Source organism: Rhodococcus sp. NPDC056960 (genome assembly GCF_042674125.1).
Classification (GTDB): domain Bacteria; phylum Actinomycetota; class Actinomycetes; order Mycobacteriales; family Mycobacteriaceae; genus Rhodococcus_F.
Genome location: NZ_JBHURF010000018.1, coordinates 91,124 through 108,634 on the forward strand (window position 1 = coordinate 91,124; position 17,511 = coordinate 108,634).

General features: G+C 68.7%; 13 protein-coding genes and 2 pseudogenes. 7 read left to right on the forward strand and 8 right to left on the reverse strand.

The window, feature by feature from the left end:
* Positions 1-3: 3 nt before the first annotated feature.
* Entirely contained in the window at positions 4-3,012 is a 3,009-nt protein-coding gene (locus ACFTWF_RS27390) for an MMPL family transporter (protein WP_378464291.1), read from the forward strand.
* Here ACFTWF_RS27390 and ACFTWF_RS27395 read toward each other — a convergent pair.
* The 5 genes from ACFTWF_RS27395 to ACFTWF_RS27415 all read right to left on the reverse strand — a co-directional run bounded on the left by ACFTWF_RS27395 (position 2,987) and on the right by ACFTWF_RS27415 (position 8,749).
* Entirely contained in the window at positions 2,987-4,894 is a 1,908-nt protein-coding gene (locus ACFTWF_RS27395) for a DUF2339 domain-containing protein (RefSeq protein ID WP_378464292.1), read from the reverse strand. The genes ACFTWF_RS27390 and ACFTWF_RS27395 overlap by 26 nt on opposite strands.
* A gap of 66 nt (positions 4,895-4,960) precedes the next feature.
* Positions 4,961-5,611: a DUF1707 domain-containing protein gene (locus ACFTWF_RS27400; RefSeq protein ID WP_378464293.1), complete on the reverse strand. Its 651-nt coding sequence runs from the start codon at positions 5,609-5,611 to the stop codon at positions 4,961-4,963.
* Between the two features lie 61 nt (positions 5,612-5,672).
* On the reverse strand, positions 5,673-6,341 hold the full coding sequence (locus ACFTWF_RS27405) for a response regulator (protein WP_378464294.1): 669 nt from the start codon (positions 6,339-6,341) through the stop codon (positions 5,673-5,675).
* Entirely contained in the window at positions 6,334-7,536 is a 1,203-nt protein-coding gene (gene macS, locus ACFTWF_RS27410) for a MacS family sensor histidine kinase (RefSeq protein ID WP_378464295.1), read from the reverse strand. Before macS ends, ACFTWF_RS27405 begins: the two co-directional genes overlap by 8 nt.
* Positions 7,520-8,749 (reverse strand): AI-2E family transporter, encoded by a 1,230-nt coding sequence (locus ACFTWF_RS27415; RefSeq protein WP_378464296.1) that lies wholly within the window; start codon positions 8,747-8,749, stop codon positions 7,520-7,522. The genes macS and ACFTWF_RS27415 overlap by 17 nt, the downstream gene beginning before the upstream one ends.
* A 187-nt stretch (positions 8,750-8,936) precedes the next feature.
* Between ACFTWF_RS27415 and ACFTWF_RS27420 the strand changes: the two genes are divergently transcribed.
* Together ACFTWF_RS27420 and ACFTWF_RS27425 are read left to right on the forward strand one after the other, a co-directional pair.
* Complete coding sequence (locus ACFTWF_RS27420) at positions 8,937-10,394, forward strand: adenylate/guanylate cyclase domain-containing protein (RefSeq protein WP_185730025.1); 1,458 nt, start codon at positions 8,937-8,939, stop codon at positions 10,392-10,394.
* A 28-nt stretch (positions 10,395-10,422) separates the two neighbouring features.
* Positions 10,423-11,544, forward strand: a complete 1,122-nt coding sequence (locus ACFTWF_RS27425) for a YbhN family protein (RefSeq protein WP_378464297.1) — start codon at positions 10,423-10,425, stop codon at positions 11,542-11,544.
* A gap of 21 nt (positions 11,545-11,565) precedes the next feature.
* Here the strand turns inward: ACFTWF_RS27425 and ACFTWF_RS27430 are convergent.
* Positions 11,566-12,412: pseudogene (locus ACFTWF_RS27430) on the reverse strand (alpha/beta fold hydrolase).
* A gap of 85 nt (positions 12,413-12,497) precedes the next feature.
* Here ACFTWF_RS27430 and ACFTWF_RS27435 point away from each other — a divergent pair.
* Both ACFTWF_RS27435 and ACFTWF_RS27440 read left to right on the forward strand, forming a co-directional pair.
* Positions 12,498-13,076 carry a TetR/AcrR family transcriptional regulator gene (locus ACFTWF_RS27435; protein WP_378464298.1) on the forward strand — a complete coding sequence of 193 codons (579 nt, stop codon included), beginning with the start codon at positions 12,498-12,500 and terminating at the stop codon, positions 13,074-13,076.
* Positions 13,077-13,227: 151 nt separating this feature from the next.
* Positions 13,228-13,782 (forward strand): YceI family protein, encoded by a 555-nt coding sequence (locus ACFTWF_RS27440; protein ID WP_378464346.1) that lies wholly within the window; start codon positions 13,228-13,230, stop codon positions 13,780-13,782.
* 144 nt (positions 13,783-13,926) lie between these two features.
* On the opposite strand, the pseudogene ACFTWF_RS27445 reads toward ACFTWF_RS27440, so the two are convergent.
* Both ACFTWF_RS27445 and ACFTWF_RS27450 read right to left on the reverse strand, forming a co-directional pair.
* Positions 13,927-14,913: pseudogene (locus ACFTWF_RS27445) on the reverse strand (YbhN family protein); the annotation flags it as partial.
* Positions 14,831-15,466, reverse strand: a complete 636-nt coding sequence (locus ACFTWF_RS27450; protein WP_378464299.1) for a TetR/AcrR family transcriptional regulator — start codon at positions 15,464-15,466, stop codon at positions 14,831-14,833. The pseudogene ACFTWF_RS27445 and the gene ACFTWF_RS27450, both read right to left, overlap by 83 nt.
* A gap of 107 nt (positions 15,467-15,573) precedes the next feature.
* Between ACFTWF_RS27450 and ACFTWF_RS27455 the strand changes: the two genes are divergently transcribed.
* Positions 15,574-15,951, forward strand: a complete 378-nt coding sequence (locus tag ACFTWF_RS27455) for a DUF3054 domain-containing protein (protein WP_378464300.1) — start codon at positions 15,574-15,576, stop codon at positions 15,949-15,951.
* 59 nt (positions 15,952-16,010) lie between these two features.
* Positions 16,011-17,483: a peptide MFS transporter gene (locus tag ACFTWF_RS27460; RefSeq protein WP_378464301.1), complete on the forward strand. Its 1,473-nt coding sequence runs from the start codon at positions 16,011-16,013 to the stop codon at positions 17,481-17,483.
* Positions 17,484-17,511 lie beyond the last annotated feature (28 nt).

The window sequence follows — 17,511 nt, forward strand, 5'->3', positions numbered from 1 at the left end:
TCAGTGTTCGCGAGCTGGGGAAGCGTCGTCTACCGGGCCCGATTCACCGTCATCGGCATCATGGTTGCCTTGTTGCTGGGTTCGGCCGCGTACGGCCTGGGCCTCGAGAAGCATCTCAGCCAGAGCGGCTGGGACGATCCGGGCTCGGAGTCGGTCGCCGCCGCCAAGCTGGCTGACGGCACCTTCGGTCGCGACACCAACAGCGATGTCGTCGCGCTCTACACGGCGCCCGAGGGCAAGACGATCGAGGACCCGGAGTTCCAGGCGAAGGTCGTCGAGAACCTCGAGCGCGTGGCCGCGGAACACCCGGACAAGATCCTCAAGATCAACGGCGGGTATTTCAAGGTCGGCACCGCACCGCAGCTGGCGTCCGCGGCGGACGCCGACAAGCAGCACGCGATCGAGAGCATCGCGATCGTCGGTGACAACGACACCGAGGTCACCGCCAATTTCCGGGACGTCAAGGACGAGTTCTCCATCGACGGCGTCGACGTGCAACTCGCCGGACTCCAGCCCGTGTCGGGTGCGCTCAACGACACGATGGCCAAGGACATCCGGCGGATGGAGATGCTGGCGATCCCTGCCGTCGGCATCCTTCTGTTCTTCGTGTTCGGCGGTGTCGTCGCGGCGGCGCTGCCGCTGATCATCGGCGGCCTGACCGTGGTCGGCGCCAACGGCATCGTCCGGCTCATCACCAATTTCACCGAGGTCAACTCGTTCGTCGCGCCCGTGGTCTCCCTCGTGGGTCTCGGCCTGGCCATCGACTACGGGTTGTTCATCGTCAGCCGGTTCCGGGAAGAGATGGCGGAGGGGTACGACACCCGCTCCGCCGTCCGCAGAACGGTGATGACCGCCGGCCGTACCGTCGTGTTCTCGGCGACGATGATCGTGGCCAGCCTCGGCGGTCTGCTGCTGTTCCCGCAGGGCTTCCTGAAGTCCGTCGCCTACGGCGCCATCGCGACGGTCGGGCTCGCGGCACTGACGTCGATCACGATCCTGCCCGCCATCCTCGGCATCCTCGGCAAGCGCATCGACGCCCTCAGCACCGAGCGCTTCCGCCAGACGCGGAACACCGAGGAGATCGAGGCGAGCATCTGGGGCCGGTTGACCCGCTGGGTGATGCGTAACCCGCTCAAGGTCACGATCCCCATCGTCGTCGGGCTGCTGCTGCTGATCGTGCCGCTGACCGGCATCAAGTTCGGTGGCATCAACGAGACCTACCTCCCCCCGGGCAGCTCGACCCGAGCCGCGCAGGAACAGTTCGACGAGATCTTCCCGAATCTGCGCACCGAACCGGTGAAGCTCGTCGTCTCCGACGCGGACAACAAGGCGCTCGGCCAGATCATCAAGGAGGCCAGCGGCGCGCCGGGACTGATCGAACGGTTCTCCCCGGAGGGCGCGGCCAAGGACGGTGTGGTCGTCCTCAAGGCGGGTCTCGTCGACCGCAACGAGTCGAAACCGACCATCGACTATCTCCGCGCCATGGACAAACCGGACGGGGTGCAGGTGCTGGTGGGCGGCACCCCGGCAATCGAGCAGGACAGCATCGCCGCGCTGCTCGACCACCTGCCGACGATGGTGATCTCCGTCCTCGTACTGACCACTCTGCTGATGTTCCTGACGTTCGGATCGCTGGTGCTGCCGATCAAGGCGGCGTTGATGAGCGCGCTGGGACTCGGATCCACACTCGGCATCCTGACGTGGATCTTCATCGACGGTCACGGCTCGGGGTGGTTGAACTTCACCCCCGGCCCGATCATGTCGCCGGTGCTGGTGCTGATCATCGCGATCGTCTACGGCCTGTCCACCGACTACGAGGTGTTCCTGCTCTCCCGCATGGTCGAGGCGCGGGCGCAGGGGGCGAGTACCACCGAGTCGATCCGTATCGGTACCGCGCACACCGGCCGCATCATCACGGCCGCTGCCCTGATCCTCATAGTCGTCACCGGCGCGTTCGGGTTCTCCGAACTGGTGATGATGAAGTACATCTCCTACGGCATGATCGCCGCACTGATCATCGACGCGACCCTCATCCGCATGTTCCTCGTGCCCGCCACGATGAAACTGCTCGGCGACGACTGCTGGTGGGCGCCGGCGTGGATGAAACGCATCCAGGAGAAGACCGGTCTCGGTGAGCCCATCCTGGACAGCGAATTGATGCCCGCCGACGTCCCGGAACTGACCCCGATCGGTGCCGTCCCGCCGCAGCGGAAGGTCTCGGCGCCGCCGGCACCGCGGAAACCGGAACCGCTCACGGAACCGATCCCGCTGGTCGCGGCGCGGGCGCTGGCGGCAAAACTGTCGAAGGACGACGCGAAGACCCGCCGGGCGCAGAACGAGGCTCGGCGGTCGGCCACCGGCAGGCCCGCCCGTCCGCCGGAGGACGTCGCGGACACTTCGCCGGAGGAACCGCAGACCACCGTTCTGCCGCAGCCCGCCCCGCCGCGGGCGGCACCGCCGCAGTCCCAGCCGGCCCCGTCGCAGTCCCAGCCGACGCAGTCCCGTCCCGCACCGCCACCACGGCCCGCACCGCAGCGGCCGGCACCGCGGCCACGTCCGGCGGCTCCGGCGCCGGGTCCGGCCACCGAGTCGCGTCCCATCGAGAGTTGGCTCGCGGACCTGCGGTCCACGTCGGCCGCCGAACCCCGGCCGATCTCCTCTCCGGCGGAACCGCGGCCGAGCGCGTCGGCGCCGTCACTGCCCACCCGCTCGCCCCGTTCGGTGCCCGCACCGTACGAGCAGGAGACCCCCCGGTCGTCTCCTGCCCGCCCGGTGCCGCCGATCCCGTCGAGGCGACGCGCGGCCGAACCGCCGGAGCCCGTCCACGGCGGCAGGCGCACGAACGGCACCAATGGCACACCCGCCAACGGGGCTCCGGCCAACGGCTCCCGTCGTCGTAGCGTCGAGGAGCCGCCCGTCGATCCGGACGACGCCTCGAGCGGACGGCATCGCGCGGACGACGGCAACGCGGTGAGTGTCAGCGAACTCATCGCTCGGCAGAACCGGCGCTGACGGAGCCGTTCGGCGTTTCGCGTCCGGCATCCCGCTCCGCGAATTCACGCGCGTAGCGGGTGCCGGCGAGGAGCAGCAGCAGGCCGACGACGAGGAACGCGAGGACGCGGAACAGTCCGTCGAGGGTGGCCAGGTCGAACAGGAACAGTTTGGCCAGCGCCGCGCCGGTCAGTCCCAGTCCGACGCCGAGCGCGGTGTGCGCGTAGTCGCGGCGAGCCAGTCCGAACACCAGGGCCGCCGTCGCCGCCGCCATCCACGCGATGGTCGCGGCGCAGTGCCCCGCGATGAATCCGGCGGACGTCCCGGTGAGCGCCGTGCCCGCCGACACCGTTGCCGTGGTGACCGCGTACAGGATCACCAGCCCGGCCAGCACCCAGCACGGCTGGGCATTGTCGTCGCTCAACAGTGTCAGCGAGTGCGCGTACCAGACGAACAGAAAGACCGTTCCCGCCAGCACCAGGGCAGACAGCACCGTTATCACCCCGAGCGCATCCAGCGCACTGTCCTCGTCGACCAGGACGAACGGCGGAGCGGTAACCAGGAACGCGATCCCGCCCACGACGGTGAAGACGGCGCCGACGGCGTACGCGATCCGGGAGTCCGCCTGCCCTCCGACGGTCAGGAACAGCGCCGCCACCCCGAGCAGGACGAGGGGCGCGAGGTCCTCGCTCGACCCGATCAGGCACGCCTCGAGCAGCGCCAGGGTTCCCACTCCGGCGAGAGCGATCCGCGCGTGACGCGGCAACGACCGCGCCAAGGCGAACGCCCCGAACATCACGGCGGCCAGTGCCAGCGCGATCGACGCAGACACGAGGCGGTCGAACAGGTGCCCGAGCACCAGCGTCGGGACAGCCGTGGCGACGATCATCGCGGTCGCGGTGACGTCACGAGAGTTGCTGCGCAGCAGGATGATCGACGTCACCAGACCGAAGGCGGCAACCAGGGCCGCGGAGGCGAGCAGCCAGTACTTCTCCGGCCGCTCGGACAGTCCGGAACTCGCGGTCGCGATCAGCAACGCGATCACCACCGGACCCGTCCGCGCGATCGACAGGTACGGCCAGTCGCGGCCGACCTGCGCGGGGAAGCTGGCGACCTGGATGACGAACAGGAACCCGACGAGCGTGAGAGTCACCCCGTCGGTGAGAACGGGCGCGAGCACGGCGGCACCGGTCACCACGAGCAGCGCGAGGGGTTGCGCATCCCACCGGACGGCCAGTGCGACACCGGCTCCCGCGATCCCGAGCGCGACAACCATCGCGAGTACCGGCAGCAACCAGTGGTAGACGACGGCCACGGCCACGACGTCGAGATAGGCGCCCGCGATACCCGTTGCCGCGAGCGCGATCCCGCCGACCCGTCCGCCCGGACGTCCGAAGACGCGGATGCCGGTGCAGACCAGTGCGGCCGAGAACAGCCCGCCCGCCGCGACACGCAGTTCGGGGCCGAAGAATCCGGCCTGCGCCGCCAGCACGAGCAGCATCACCACCCCGATGAGGGTGACGGCCACACCCGCGACGGCCAGCACGCGGCTGATCATCCCGTCGCGCTGCCACCAGGGGTCGCGCACCACCCGGGGCGGCGGCACGGGAGCGGGCCGGTACGCGAGGGGCTGCGGGGGTGGCGGTGCACTCGGCGGCGCCTGCGGCACCGGCGCACTCGGCGGCGCCTGCGGCACCGGGGGCCGGTACATCGGTTGGGGCGCCGGCTGAGGTTGCAGTTGCGGTTGCGGTTGCGCTTGGGGCCGCGGGACGCTCGCGAGTTGCGCCTGCAGGACGGCGAGGTTCTCACCCACGTGACGCATCTGCTGACCGAGCGCCGAGAAGTCGCCGGAGAGCTGCGCGACGAGCCGGGGGTCGACTGAAGGAATACCAGGTGTGGACATGGATCCATCGTCCGGCGACGACGGCGCCCACACATGAGTAGGCCTACTCGAGCGGCCTGGGTCGTGCTACCCGAACATCCGGCGGATCGACGTGCCGAAAGGGTGTTTCGCGGTCACGTTCCCGAACCGGACCTTGCCGCGGACCACGACGTGCAGCGGTCCGATCGGAGGTCCGGTCCGCACCTTGTTGTTCGCGGAACCGCCGACCGTCTCCACCCCGTTGAGGTCGACCGTCGCCTCCTCTGGCACGACCAGCGAGATCGTGCTCGCGTAGTCGTCGATCGTCACGTACACCACCTGCGTGGACATGACGGCCCGCGTGAAGTCGAGCGTCACCGTCGACAGCCGGGTGTTCACCTCGAGGGCGGGGGGAACGTTCCAGGAACCGGTCCGGCTGACCGACGACATCCGGCCCCGGATGACGTCCCCCGGCGGCGGCGCCGGCGACCGGTGCGCGACCGGCGGGACCGGCGGCGCCGGTCGCGACACGTACGGCTGATCGGGGTACGGCGGCGGCGTGAACTCGGAGATCAGCTGGATTCCCGGGAGATCCACCAGGACGACGTTCAGCTCCGCCCGCGTCTTCGCGGCGAGTGCCGTGTCCATCCGCTCGGTGAATTCGCCGAGCGAGAGCATCCCCTGGCCCACCGCACGCTGCAGCAGTTCGCCGACGTGTTCCCGCTCCGCATCCGATACGCGTAGGTCCCGTGCCTCCATGTCCACCAGGCTAGCGCCCGTGAGTACTTGTTAACCGCCGGACGTTAACAAGTACTCACGGCTACTCGAGGCCCTGCTCGATGGCGTACCGGGTCAGCTCGACGCGGTTGGCCAGTTGCAGCTTGCGGAGTGTGGCCTGCACGTGGTTCTCGACGGTCCGGTGGCTCAGCGACAGTTTGGTCGCAATCTGCTTGGCGCTCAGGCCCTTCGCGACGAACCGCAGCACCTCCGTCTCTCGTTCCGTCAGCTTCGGCACCGCGGGTCCCTGCTCGGCGGCGGGCGCGCTCGACATGCGGCGGTACTCCCCCAGCACGAGTCCGGCGAGGCCCGGGGTGAACACCGCCTGCCCCGCCGCGGTGGCCCGGACCGCGTCGAGCAGTTCCTCCACGGACGCGCTCTTCACGAGGTACCCGGACGCGCCTGCCTTGACGGCGTCGAGGACGTCGTCGCGCTCGGACGACGCCGACAGCACCAGCACCCGGCTGTCGGGCGACACCTCGAGGACGGCGGCGGTGGCGCCGGCGCCGTTTCCGTCGGGCAGTTGCATGTCCATGAGCACGACATCGGGCCGTGTCGCGGCTGCGCGGCGTCCGGCGGTGGCGACACCGTCCGCGGTGGCGACGACGCCGAACCCGGCGCCCTCGAGGTCGCGGGCGACGGCGTCCCGCCACATCGGGTGGTCGTCGACGACCATCACGGTGATCTGTTCGCCGGTATCCGTGTCACCCATGTGTGTCGTCTCCCTTCGGCACGCGGATCTCCCATTCGGTGCCCTGGCCGGGGTCGGTGTCGAGTTCGGCGGTACCGCCGAGCGCACCGACGCGTCCCAGAATGGATTTCGATACTCCCATGCGTCCCTCGGCCTCCGCTTCGGCGAGCCGGCCCGGCGCGATGCCGCTGCCGTCGTCGCGGACGCTGACGATCACTTCGTCGCCGAGATCCTCCAGCAGCACGTATGCCTTCGCGCCCGCGCCGGCGTGCAGCGCGACGTTGGACAGCGCCGTGTCGACTACCGCGGCGAGCTCCGTTGCCCTGTGCCGTTCGATCGTCACGGGCGCGGCGGGGGTCGAGACCGACACCGTGGTGCTGGCCCGCGTGCCGAGCAGCAGTCGGAGGTCGAGTGCGCTGCCACCCAGATCCGACGCCACTCCGGCCCCCTGCTCGGAGATCAGCATGCGCAGCGCCACCTCCTGCTCCCCGGCGAGGTCCGCGAGTTCGGCTGCCGGCCCGCCGATCTCGTTGCCGCGACGACGGACGAGCGCGAGCACCTGCAGGACGCCGTCGTGCACCTCACGGGCGAGCCGTTCCCGTTCCTCGGTCGCGGCGGCCAACCGCACGGCCTGCTCCAACTGGGCCTGCGCGCGCCGCGCGGTGGTGGTGGCGAGTCCGAGCGCGAGCCCCACCGAAACGAGGACGGGCGCCGTCGCGTCCCGCCACAGGTCGAGGTTCACCTGGTCGCGCACCACGGCGCTCACCGTCGCCATCAGCACCCCCGACGCCATGCCGAGCCACGGTCCGCCGTAGACGGCGGCGGAGATGACGGCGTTGGTGACCCACAGCGTGGTGGGCAGGGTCTGATGGTTGGTGTACCAATCATGATCGGCGACAAGGCGAGTCGACGCCATCAGGGCGATGACCACCAACTGGTCGGCGATCACGATCTGATACCGCGGGACCTTCCCGTGGGACAGCAGGACCGCGGACAGCCCGGACCACACCGCCATCAACGCGACGAAGAACCAGCTGAGCCGTGGGTGGGTGTAGTACTGCACCGACACGAACTGGTAGCTGATGGCGTAGATCAGCGTGACGAGGCGGAACGCCTGTGCGGCCCGCCACAGTGGTGCGTCCGGCTGGGTGTCGGGCTCGGCCGGGGTGCGCGGACGGTAGTGCAGTCGGGTGCGGCGCTCACTCTCGTCGGTCATGGGTCTGCGCCGTGTCGTCTGCCGCCGTCGGGTGGGGATGTGGTGTTCCGTCGGCCTCGGCCGGATACAGCGGGACCGCGGGGTCGTCGACCTCGAGCTCCTCGTAGGTGGCCTCGGGGTCCGCGGAGAGCAGGGACCGCACCGCCGTGTTCAGTAGCGCGACGATCGGCACGGCGAGGAGGCCGCCGACGATGCCGGCGAGCACGATGCCGGTGGTGATGGCCAGGACCACCGCGAGCGGGTGCAGCCGGACCGCGCGGCCCAGCAGCAGGGGCTGCAGCACGTGGGCCTCGAGCTGCATCACCCCGATGATGATGCCGAGCACGATCAGTGCGGTCAGGAACCCCTGGGTGACCAGCGCGACGAGCACCGCGAGGAACCCGGTGAGAAACGCACCGACGATCGGGATGAACGCACCGATGAACACCAGCGACGCCAGGGGCAGGGCGAGCGGGACCCCGAGGATCGCGAGTCCCGCGCCGATCCCGACGGCGTCCGCCGCGGCCACCGCCACCGTCGCCCGGACGTACCCGACGAGCGAGCCGAATCCCTGACTTCCCGCCAGCCGGACCCGCCGCCGCGACGCGGTGGGCACGAGGCGGGTGACAAATTCCCAGATCTGGGTTCCGCCGTAGAGGAAGAAGATGAGAGTGAACAGTGTCAGCAGGGCGCCGGTGAAGATTTCGCCGACCACCGTGGCCGTGGTCAGCGCGCCGCTCGTCAGCTGCTGCCGGTTGTCCTGGATGGACTTCACCACCGAGTCGCCGGCCTGCCGGATCTGATCCTCGCTGAAATGGAACGGTCCGTCGGTGAGCCACCCCTGGATCTGTGTGACGGACGCCTCGAATTGTTCGGTGAGGCCGGGAAGTCCTTCGATGAACTGCTCGACGACGAACGTCATGATCCCGGCGACGATGCCGATCGAGCCGATGAGGACGACCAGGACCGCCGCCGACCGCGGCACCCCCTTGAGCTGCAACCAGTCGACGAGCGGTACCAGCAACGCCGACGCGAGGAGCGCCAGACCCACCGGGATCAGGACGGTGTCGAGCCTGGTCACGATGTAGCCGAGCGTCAGCAGACCCGCGAAGATGACGAGAAGACGCCACGTCCATTCGGCTGCCACCCGCACCACCGGATGCACGGCCGCCGACGCACGGCCCCCACCCTGTGTTTCCGCGGCTGTTTCCGAGCGCTGCTCGTTCGCGTTCACCTGCGGAGCGTATCGAGGTTCGGGGAACGCCGGGTGATTCGCGTGGGAAACACGCGCGGAGCGCGCGAAATGCGCCATTTGGGGGACGTGTCCTACGCCACCCGGTACACCCCCCGCTAAATTGAACGTCGTGCGCAAATCCTATAGAGCGATCGCGGCGACGGTTCGCAGCAGATGGCCGCTCTATATGGTTTCGATGCTTCTCGCCAATTTCATCGGCGCCATCCTCGTGTTCGCCTTCGTGCGCTACGGCGTGCCGATCCCCGAATCGCAGGCCATCATGGCCGACCGGGTGCGTAACGTCGCGATCTTCGGCGGCTATCTCGCGTTCGCCGCCGTGGTGAGTCTCACCGCCGCCGCGATGATGCTGCGGTCCGTCGTCCGCTGGCAATTGCGCGGCGGTCCGCCGACGCGCAGCGAGCAGATGTCGGCGCTGCACGCGCCCCTGCGACAGGCGATCGTGCACCTGGTGCTGTGGATCCTCGGCGGCATCATCTTCGTCCTGCTCACCATCACCGAGATGCCGGAACTCGCGGTCGCAGTGATCGTCACCGTCTGCATGGCCGCCACCACGACGTTCGGCTTCACCTACATGCTCGGCGAACGGATCCTGCGTCCCGTCGCCGCCCGCGCGCTCAGCGAGGGCGAATTCGACCGGACCATGGCGCCCGGCGTCGGCACCCGGATGGCCATGACGTGGGGACTCGGAACGCTGATGCCCGTCATCGGCATCATCCTCCTGTGCGTGACCCAGATCACCACCGACCTCGTGTTCTCCCCCGACGCGCTCGCATGGGCGATCATGCTGCTGTCGATCATCGCCATCGCGCAGGCCTTCGCGCTGTCGATGCTGACGGCCAGTCAGATCTCCGACCCCATCAAGCAGCTGCGACGAGCCATCGAACGCGTCCAGCGCGGCGCCACCGACGTCCGGGTCGAGGTCTTCGACGGCTCCGAGATCGGGCGACTGCAGGTCGGGTTCAACCGGATGATGCGAGAGTCGGACGAGCGGCGTCTCCTGCGCGAATTGTTCGGCCAGCACGTCGGCGAGGACGTCGCGCGGCGGGCACTGCAGTTCGGTACCGAACTCGGCGGTGAGACCAGATTCGTGGCCGTCCTGTTCGTCGACATGGTCGGCTCCACCGGCGCCGCCGCGGAGCGTCCCCCCGGCGAGGTCGTGAACCTGCTCAACGAGTTCTTCCGCGTCGTCGTCGACGTGATCGACCGCCACCACGGCTTCGTCAACAAGTTCATGGGCGACGCAGCGCTCGCGATCTTCGGGGCCCCGCTCGACCGCCCCGACGCACCGACGGCGGCGCTCGCCGCGGCCCGGGAACTGCGGTTCGCGTTGAACGAGATCACCGGCCTCGACGTCGGCATCGGCGTCTCCGCCGGGCTCGCCGTCGCCGGCAACATCGGCGCCGCCGAACGTTTCGAGTACACGGTGATCGGAGACCCGGTCAACGAGGCGTCGCGGCTCACCGAGCTGGCCAAGCTCCACCCCAGCCGAGTGCTGGCCTCGACGAGCGCGCTGTACTTCGCCGACGACGACGAACAGGCCCACTGGGAACTCGGCGAACAGGTCCAGCTGCGGGGCCGACGCCGCAACACCCACCTGGCTTGGCCGGAGGACTATCCGGAGTAATCCGCTATCCGTTGGTTACGCTGGCCAGGTGGCCCAGCCTCGATCCGACCCGCCCACTGCCGAGCCTCCTCGGCAGCGAAGCCGATACTGGTGGATCAAATGGCTACTCGGCGCCGGCCTCCTGGCCCTGCTGACCGTCGAGGGCATTTACCTGTGGCCCACACTCAGCGACTCGTGGAAAGCACTCACCGAGATCCACTGGGGGTGGGTCGCCGCGTGTATCGCCGCCCAGGCCGTCTCCCTCAGCGGATACGGCGCCGTCCAGCAACGGCTGCTGCAGGCGGGCGGTGTCGTCGTCAGCCAGTTGAAGTCGGTGTCGGTGATCTACGCGAGCACCGCGATGGCCGTGAGCCTGCCGGCCGGTCAGGTGTTCTCGACGGCCTTCACATACAAGCAGACCCGCAAGTGGGGCGCGACCCCCATCGTGGCGTCGTGGCAGCTCGCGATCTCCGGCGTCATCGCCGCGGGCAGCCTCGCGCTCCTCGGCGCCGCAGGCGCATTCGCGGTGGGCACCAAGGTGAGCCCGGTCACCCTCGTGCTGTCGCTGGTGGCCGCGTTCGCACTGTTCTACGGATTGCGATACATCTCACGCAATCCCGACTCGATCGAATCGATCGGCAACTGGGTACTCGCCCGGTACAACAGGTTCCGCGAGAACCCTCCCGGCACCGGCGTCGAGCGGTGGAAGGAGATCCTCGGCCAGCTCGACTCGGTCGAGCTCAGCCGCAAGGACACCGTCATCACGTTCGGGTGGTCGGCCGTGCACCGGCTCGCCGACGTCGCGTGCCTGGGTTTCGCGTGCTGGGCGGTGGGAGCGGCACCGTCGCTCGCGGGCCTGCTGATCGCGTTCGCCGCCGCCAAGGCCGTGGCCAGTATCCCGCTCGCCCCCGGCGGGCTGGGATTCGTCGACGGCACGCTGATCGCCACCCTGACGGCTGCGGGCGCCACCGCGTCGCAGGCCCTCGCCGCCGTGTTCGTCTACCGCGTCGTCAGCTACATCCTCGTCGCACTCGTCGGCTGGGTCGTCTTCCTCATCCTGTTCCGGCACAACCAGCACGAGGACCTGGAGATGGACCTCGAATTCGAGCGCCGCGAGCAGTCCGCACCTACCACCAACCACTCCCAGCCCGAGCCCGACTCCCAGCCGTGAGTACTTGTTAACCGCCCGCGGTTAACAAGTACTCACAGGGGGGCGAAGCCGCCGAATCGCGTCCGCCACGACGTCCGGCCGGTCCTCGGGCATCAATGTGTAACTGTCGTCGACCTCCAGCAGTTCGCCGCGTGGGTACAACTCGGCCAGGCGCCGGCCGTGGTCGCGGGGCATCACCTTGTCCTCGACGGCCCACAGCACGAGGACCGGCCGGTCGAACCGGCGGTTCGCGTCCGCCCATTGCCGCAGCGTCACCTTCGCCGGCAGGGACGTCCCGTATTTGCGGAGATCCCGTCGCACCCGACGGTCGGTGGTCGCGGGCCGGAACCACGCGTCCATCACGGGCTTCGGCACCGGCCGCTTGCTCATCCAACCCCACGACGCGGGCGCCCGCCGCATCGCCGTGAATCGCAGTGCCTGCATGGCCAAGGCCAGACCCCCCGGGCACCGCGGCGGCGAGAGCTATTGCGCGACCGGGAATTCCGGGCGGGTAGTTGTCGAACGCCTCACACGGAGTGAGCACGAGGGCGGCGAGGCGGCGGGTGTCGCCGAGAGCGATGAGCACCTGGGCGCCACCCCAGTCGTTCTGGACGAGCGTGACGTCGGTCAGGTCGAGTCGGTCGAGGAACTCGCCGACGAGCAGTCCGAGTCCCCGCAATGACAGGTCGGCGTCCTCGCGCATCGGGATCCGGTGCGCGCCGAGCGGGAGGGTCGGGAGGATGCAGCGGTAGTCGGGAGCGAGGCGGTCGACGACGTGCCGCCAGACGGTGCCGTCGATCGTCACCCCGGAGATGAACACGAGCACCGGACCGTCGCCACCGGTGTCGCGATACTCCACGGTGCCTGCCGAGAGTTCGATCTGCTTCATGGCACTCACTCCATTTGATAGATCGTTCTACTTATTCTCACGGTACGATGAGGTACGCACCGAGCGCAACGGCCGGAGGTAGAAAATGAACGACACGAAGGCCCGGATCCTCGGCACGAGCGGCGAACTCTTCCGCCGCAACGGCTATACCGGAACCGGCCTCAAGCAGGTCGCCGCCGAGGCACGGGCCCCGTTCGGTTCCATCTACCACTTCTTCCCTGGCGGCAAGCAGCAACTCGGGGAAGAGGTCATCCGGACGTCCGGCGAGGAGTACGCCCGGTTGGTGTTCGCAATCTTGGACGCGTACCCCGACATCCTGGAGGGAATCGAGGCAGGGTTCCGCCTGGCGGGCGAGACCCTGGTAGCCACCGATTACGCGGACGCCTGCCCCATCGCCACGGTCGCACTCGAGGTCGCGAGCACCAACGAGGTGCTCCGCGTGGCCACGGCGGACGTGTTCACGAGTTGGATCGATGCGGGCAGCGCGCTGCTGCGCGACCGCGGCTTCGAGGAAACCGCGGCGAGGCGCCTGATCCTGGGATTCATCACCGGCCTGGAGGGCGCGTTCGTCCTCGCCCGCGCGCTGCGCAGCACCGAACCGCTCGATGCGGCCGGCGCCACGATCGTCGCCGCCGCGCGCGCCTGCCTCCCCCCACGTGAGTGAGAAAGCGTCCCCGGACACACCACGGCACTCACATGCGGGAAGTGACAGGCGTCACACTACGGTTGCGGAAGAAATCCCCAGCGTCCATAGTTGAAGCTACAAGCACTTGAAGTTTCAACTAACTGTGTTGTCGACGATCCGAGGAGTTTTCATGACCACCGCCACCACCACCCTGCCCAACCTCACCGCCGGAACCTGGGCCATCGACTCGGTCCACTCCACCGTCGGCTTCTCCGTCCGCCACCTCATGGTCAGCAAGGTCCGCGGCACGTTCAACGACTTCACCGGCGCCATCACCGTCGCCGAGGACGGCACCGCCACCGTCACCGCCGAAATCCAGGTCGCGTCCATCGACACCAAGAACACCGACCGCGACGCCCACATCAAGTCCGCCGACTTCTTCGACGCCGAGCAGTACCCCACCGCCACCTTCACCTCCACCGCCGTCCGCGCCAAGGGCGACGACTACGTGGTCGAGGGCGACTTCACCCTCCACGGCGTCACCCGCCCCGTCGAACTCGCCCTCGAATTCGGCGGCGTCAACCCCGGCATGGGCAACGGCCCGGTCGCCGGCTTCGAGGCCACCACCGTCCTCAACCGCAAGGACTTCGGCATTACCATCGACATGCCCCTCGAAGGCGGCGGCGCCGTCGTCGGCGACAAGATCACCATCACCCTCGAGATCGAGGCCGGCCTGCAGGCCTGACCCACCCCGCACCACCCGCGCCCCGCCCTCCACCCGGAGAGCGGGGCGCGATCGTTTTGTGCCGCCGGCATATCTGGCGGCCAACAGCACTGCCCACCCGATGGCGCCGATCAATGCGAAACTGATCAGCCGATACAGCATCACGGCCGCGGTGGCCTCGTCCGTGCCCAGTCCGCCGGCGACGAACGCCACGATCAGGGCGCCGTCGACGACGCCGATGCCGCCGGGGATCAGGGGAATGCTCGACGCGGCCATGCCGGCGACGTAGGCCGTCATCGCGAGCCCGATGCCGACGTCGGCGACGCCCACCGCCCGGCACGCCGCGACCAGGCACAGCAGGTCGCCGATCCAGTTCAGTCCCGCGAACATGCCCCCGAGAACCCAGTCCCGGGGGCGGGGCCGGACGAGCGCGAGTTGCTCGACGAGGGTGCGGACGCGTTCGGCGCCCGACGTCACGGGCCGCCGCAACAACGCATTGACCCAGCCGAGAACCCGTTCCCCCGCACGCACGAGCAGCGCGGGCCGGCGAACCAGTTCCCGGAACGCGAGGGCCAACCCGAGAACGCCGGCGATCTCACCGACGAGGGTGATCGGATCGGCATGCGCCCGGACGCCGATCGTCGCCCCGAGAATGCCGAGCGCGCCGAGCGCCACGGAACTGATGATCCCCGAGGCGAGCATCGTCCAGGCGACCAGCGGCGTGCTGGCCCCCCACTTGCGCAACCGGCGAAACGTGAATCCTGCGGACACGAGGTGCCCGGCGGGAAGGGTGACGGACAAGGCGTTGGACGCGAAAGTCAGTGCGATCGAACGACGGAGCGCCACCCGGAGCCCACCGGCCGCGAGCAGTTGCCGCTGCAGTCGCGCGAACGTCGTCATCGACGCGATCTCCGCGACGACGGCCAGCGCGAGCCACCGCCACCGCGTATGCAGCAACGCGCCCGACGCCCGCGCGATGTACGGACTGAGCACCAGCACCTCGATCACGAGTGCCACGGCGGCGGCGACCGCGAGGGCCGTCCGGAATGCCGACCGCCCACGCCCAGTGTCAGCGACGGTCATCGGACGCGCTTCCGGTGCGCGGCCGGGGAAGGTCGAGGACGCCGGCCTCGATCTCGCCGAATGCGGCATCCAGCAACCGGAGGAAGTGCTCCGCGTCGTCGCCGGGCTGCCACTGCAGGTAGGCGGTGCGCAATACGGCGAAGGCCGTGTTGACGAGCAGGGCGCGGCAGAGCGGGTCGACCGGGTCCGACTGCGTCCGCGCGTCGACCCAGTCCTGAACAAATTGCTGGAACCGCTCGCCGGCCGCCTTCGTCGACTGTTCGAGGTGTGGTGCCGCACCCAGGATCCGGCGCTGGATCACGAGGGTCGGCGCATTGTGCTCGATGCGTCCGCGGATGATCTCCCGAACCGACACCCACAGCGGCTCGTCGGCCGGACGCTCGTCCGCCAGCGTCTGCCACCGCCCACAATCACCCGGCCCGGGGTCGAAGAGCAGCGCCTCCTTGGAGGCGAAGTAATTGAACAGTGTGCTCTTGGACACCCGGGCCGCTGCCGCGATCTCCTCGACGCTGACGTCGTCGTAGCCGCGCTCATCCACCAGTTCGAGAGCGCACGCGTGCAAGGTCCGCCACGTCTCGTGCTTCTTCGACTCGCGCAGCCCCGCTCCGCTGTCCTTGGCCATGAACTGAACCCTAGCCCCAACTTGGACCCGGTACAATTTTCTTCTCGGTCCACTGTTGGCACGAGTCCAGAAGTCCGGCGCAGCGAGGGCACCTCTAGGCTGACGGTGTGAAGAAGTACCTCCCCGCGCTCGCCATCGACGTCGTTCTCGTCATCGTGTTCTGCGCGATCGGCCGCCGCAGCCACGACGAAGCCAACGCTCTGACAGGCCTCGCCACCACGGCGTGGCCGTTCCTGACCGGACTGGCGATCGGCTGGATCGCGACCGTCGCGCTCTACCGCGACAAGTTCGACGCGTTCCTCCTCGTCCCCACCGGCATCGTGGTGTGGCTGTCGACGCTGGTGGTCGGGATGCTGTTGCGTGTCGTCAGCGGCCAGGGAACGGCGGTCAGCTTCATCATCGTGGCGGGCACCGTTCTCGCCGTGTTCCTCCTCGGGTGGCGCGCCGTCGCGAAGGTCGTCACGAGGACCCGCGCAACCACCTGATCACGGCGAATCCGCCCCGACGGCACACGAACTTCCGCTCGAGGTGGGACAGTTTTCCCATGAGCGACACTATCGATCCGGCCCGGGACGAGAAGAGGTCCGACCGCGGGTTCTTCGGCCAGCCGTTCGCCCTCGCGAACCTGTTCGGCGTCGAGATGTGGGAGAGATTCTCCTTCTACGGGATGCAGGGCATCCTGATCTATTACCTCTACTATTCGGCGGCCGACGGGGGCCTCGGCATCGCCGAGTCGTCCGCCACCAGCATCGTCGGCGCCTACGGCGGCACGGTGTATCTCTCCACCATCCTGGGCGCCTGGATCGCCGACCGGCTACTCGGCTCCGAACGCACCCTGTTCTACAGCGCCATTCTCGTCATGCTGGGCCACATCGCGCTGGCCGTGTTCCCCGGGCTCTGGGGAGTCGGGATCGGTCTCGTCTGTGTCGCGTTCGGCAGTGGCGGGCTCAAGGCCAACGCCACCTCCCTCGTCGGCGACCTGTACGACGCGGACGACGAGCGCCGCGACGCCGGGTTCTCCATCTTCTACATGGGCATCAACCTCGGTGCACTCGTCGGACCGCTGCTGACCGGGTGGGCCCAGAGTTCCATCGGCTTCCACGCCGGGTTCGCGCTGGCCGCGATCGGCATGGCGCTCGGACTCATCCAGTACACGATCGGACGCAAACGCCTGCGCGGCATCGGCGCCGAACCGCCCAACCCGCTCCCCCGCAGCCATCGTCCCAGGTGGATCGCCATCGCTGCCGCGGCGGTCGTGGTGATCGCGGCCCTGTCCCTCACCGGGGTGATCACCGCGGCCAACATGTCGGACATCGTGGTCGGACTCACCATCGTCGCCGCGATCGGCTACTTCGCGATCATGTTGTCGAGCAAGCGCATCACGGCCGTCGAGCGCAGCCGCGTCTACGCGTTCATCCCGATGTTCATCGCGAGCGCGGTGTTCTGGTCGCTGTTCCAGCAGCAGTTCACCACCGTCGCGGTGTATTCGGACAAACGGCTCGACCGCAACCTGTTCGGCTGGGACTTCCCGCCGTCCTGGGTGCAGTCGATCAATCCGGTGTTCATCATCATCTTCGCGGGCGTCTTCGCCGCCGCGTGGACGAAGCTGGGACCGCGTCAGCCGTCGTCGCCGATCAAGTTCTCCATGGGGACGATCATCATGGGCATCGCGTTCCTGGCGTTCATCCCGATGTCGGGCGGCGGCGCGAACAGCGCACCGCTGCTGGGTCTGGCCGGCATCCTGCTGCTGTTCACGTTCGCCGAGCTGCTGCTGTCGCCGGTCGGGTTGTCGCTGTCGACCAAGCTGGCGCCCGAGGCCTTCCACACGCAGATGGTGGCGTTGTTCTTCCTGTCGGTCGCCCTCGGCACCGCCATGGCGGGCACGCTGGCCAAGTACTACGACGAGAACAACGAGGTCCCGTACTTCACCGCGGTCGGCCTCGGCTCGATCGCCGTCGGCGTGCTCCTCGCGATCGGGTCGCCGTGGATCCGGCGTCTGATGAAGGGCGTGCACTGACACCGAGCGTCAAATCTGCACTGACCTG

What these genes read in the sequence shown, in the direction of transcription:
- ACFTWF_RS27395 (WP_378464292.1), bottom strand. Translation starts at nt 4,894, where the DNA reads ATGTCCACACCTGGTATTCCTTCAGTCGACCCCCGGCTCGTCGCGCAG.
- ACFTWF_RS27400 (WP_378464293.1), bottom strand. Translation starts at nt 5,611, where the DNA reads ATGGAGGCACGGGACCTACGCGTATCGGATGCGGAGCGGGAACACGTC.
- ACFTWF_RS27405 (WP_378464294.1), bottom strand. Translation starts at nt 6,341, where the DNA reads ATGGGTGACACGGATACCGGCGAACAGATCACCGTGATGGTCGTCGAC.
- macS (WP_378464295.1), bottom strand. Translation starts at nt 7,536, where the DNA reads ATGACCGACGAGAGTGAGCGCCGCACCCGACTGCACTACCGTCCGCGC.
- ACFTWF_RS27420 (WP_185730025.1), top strand. Translation starts at nt 8,937, where the DNA reads ATGGTTTCGATGCTTCTCGCCAATTTCATCGGCGCCATCCTCGTGTTC.
- ACFTWF_RS27435 (WP_378464298.1), top strand. Translation starts at nt 12,498, where the DNA reads ATGAACGACACGAAGGCCCGGATCCTCGGCACGAGCGGCGAACTCTTC.
- ACFTWF_RS27440 (WP_378464346.1), top strand. Translation starts at nt 13,228, where the DNA reads ATGACCACCGCCACCACCACCCTGCCCAACCTCACCGCCGGAACCTGG.
- ACFTWF_RS27450 (WP_378464299.1), bottom strand. Translation starts at nt 15,466, where the DNA reads ATGGCCAAGGACAGCGGAGCGGGGCTGCGCGAGTCGAAGAAGCACGAG.
- ACFTWF_RS27460 (WP_378464301.1), top strand. Translation starts at nt 16,011, where the DNA reads ATGAGCGACACTATCGATCCGGCCCGGGACGAGAAGAGGTCCGACCGC.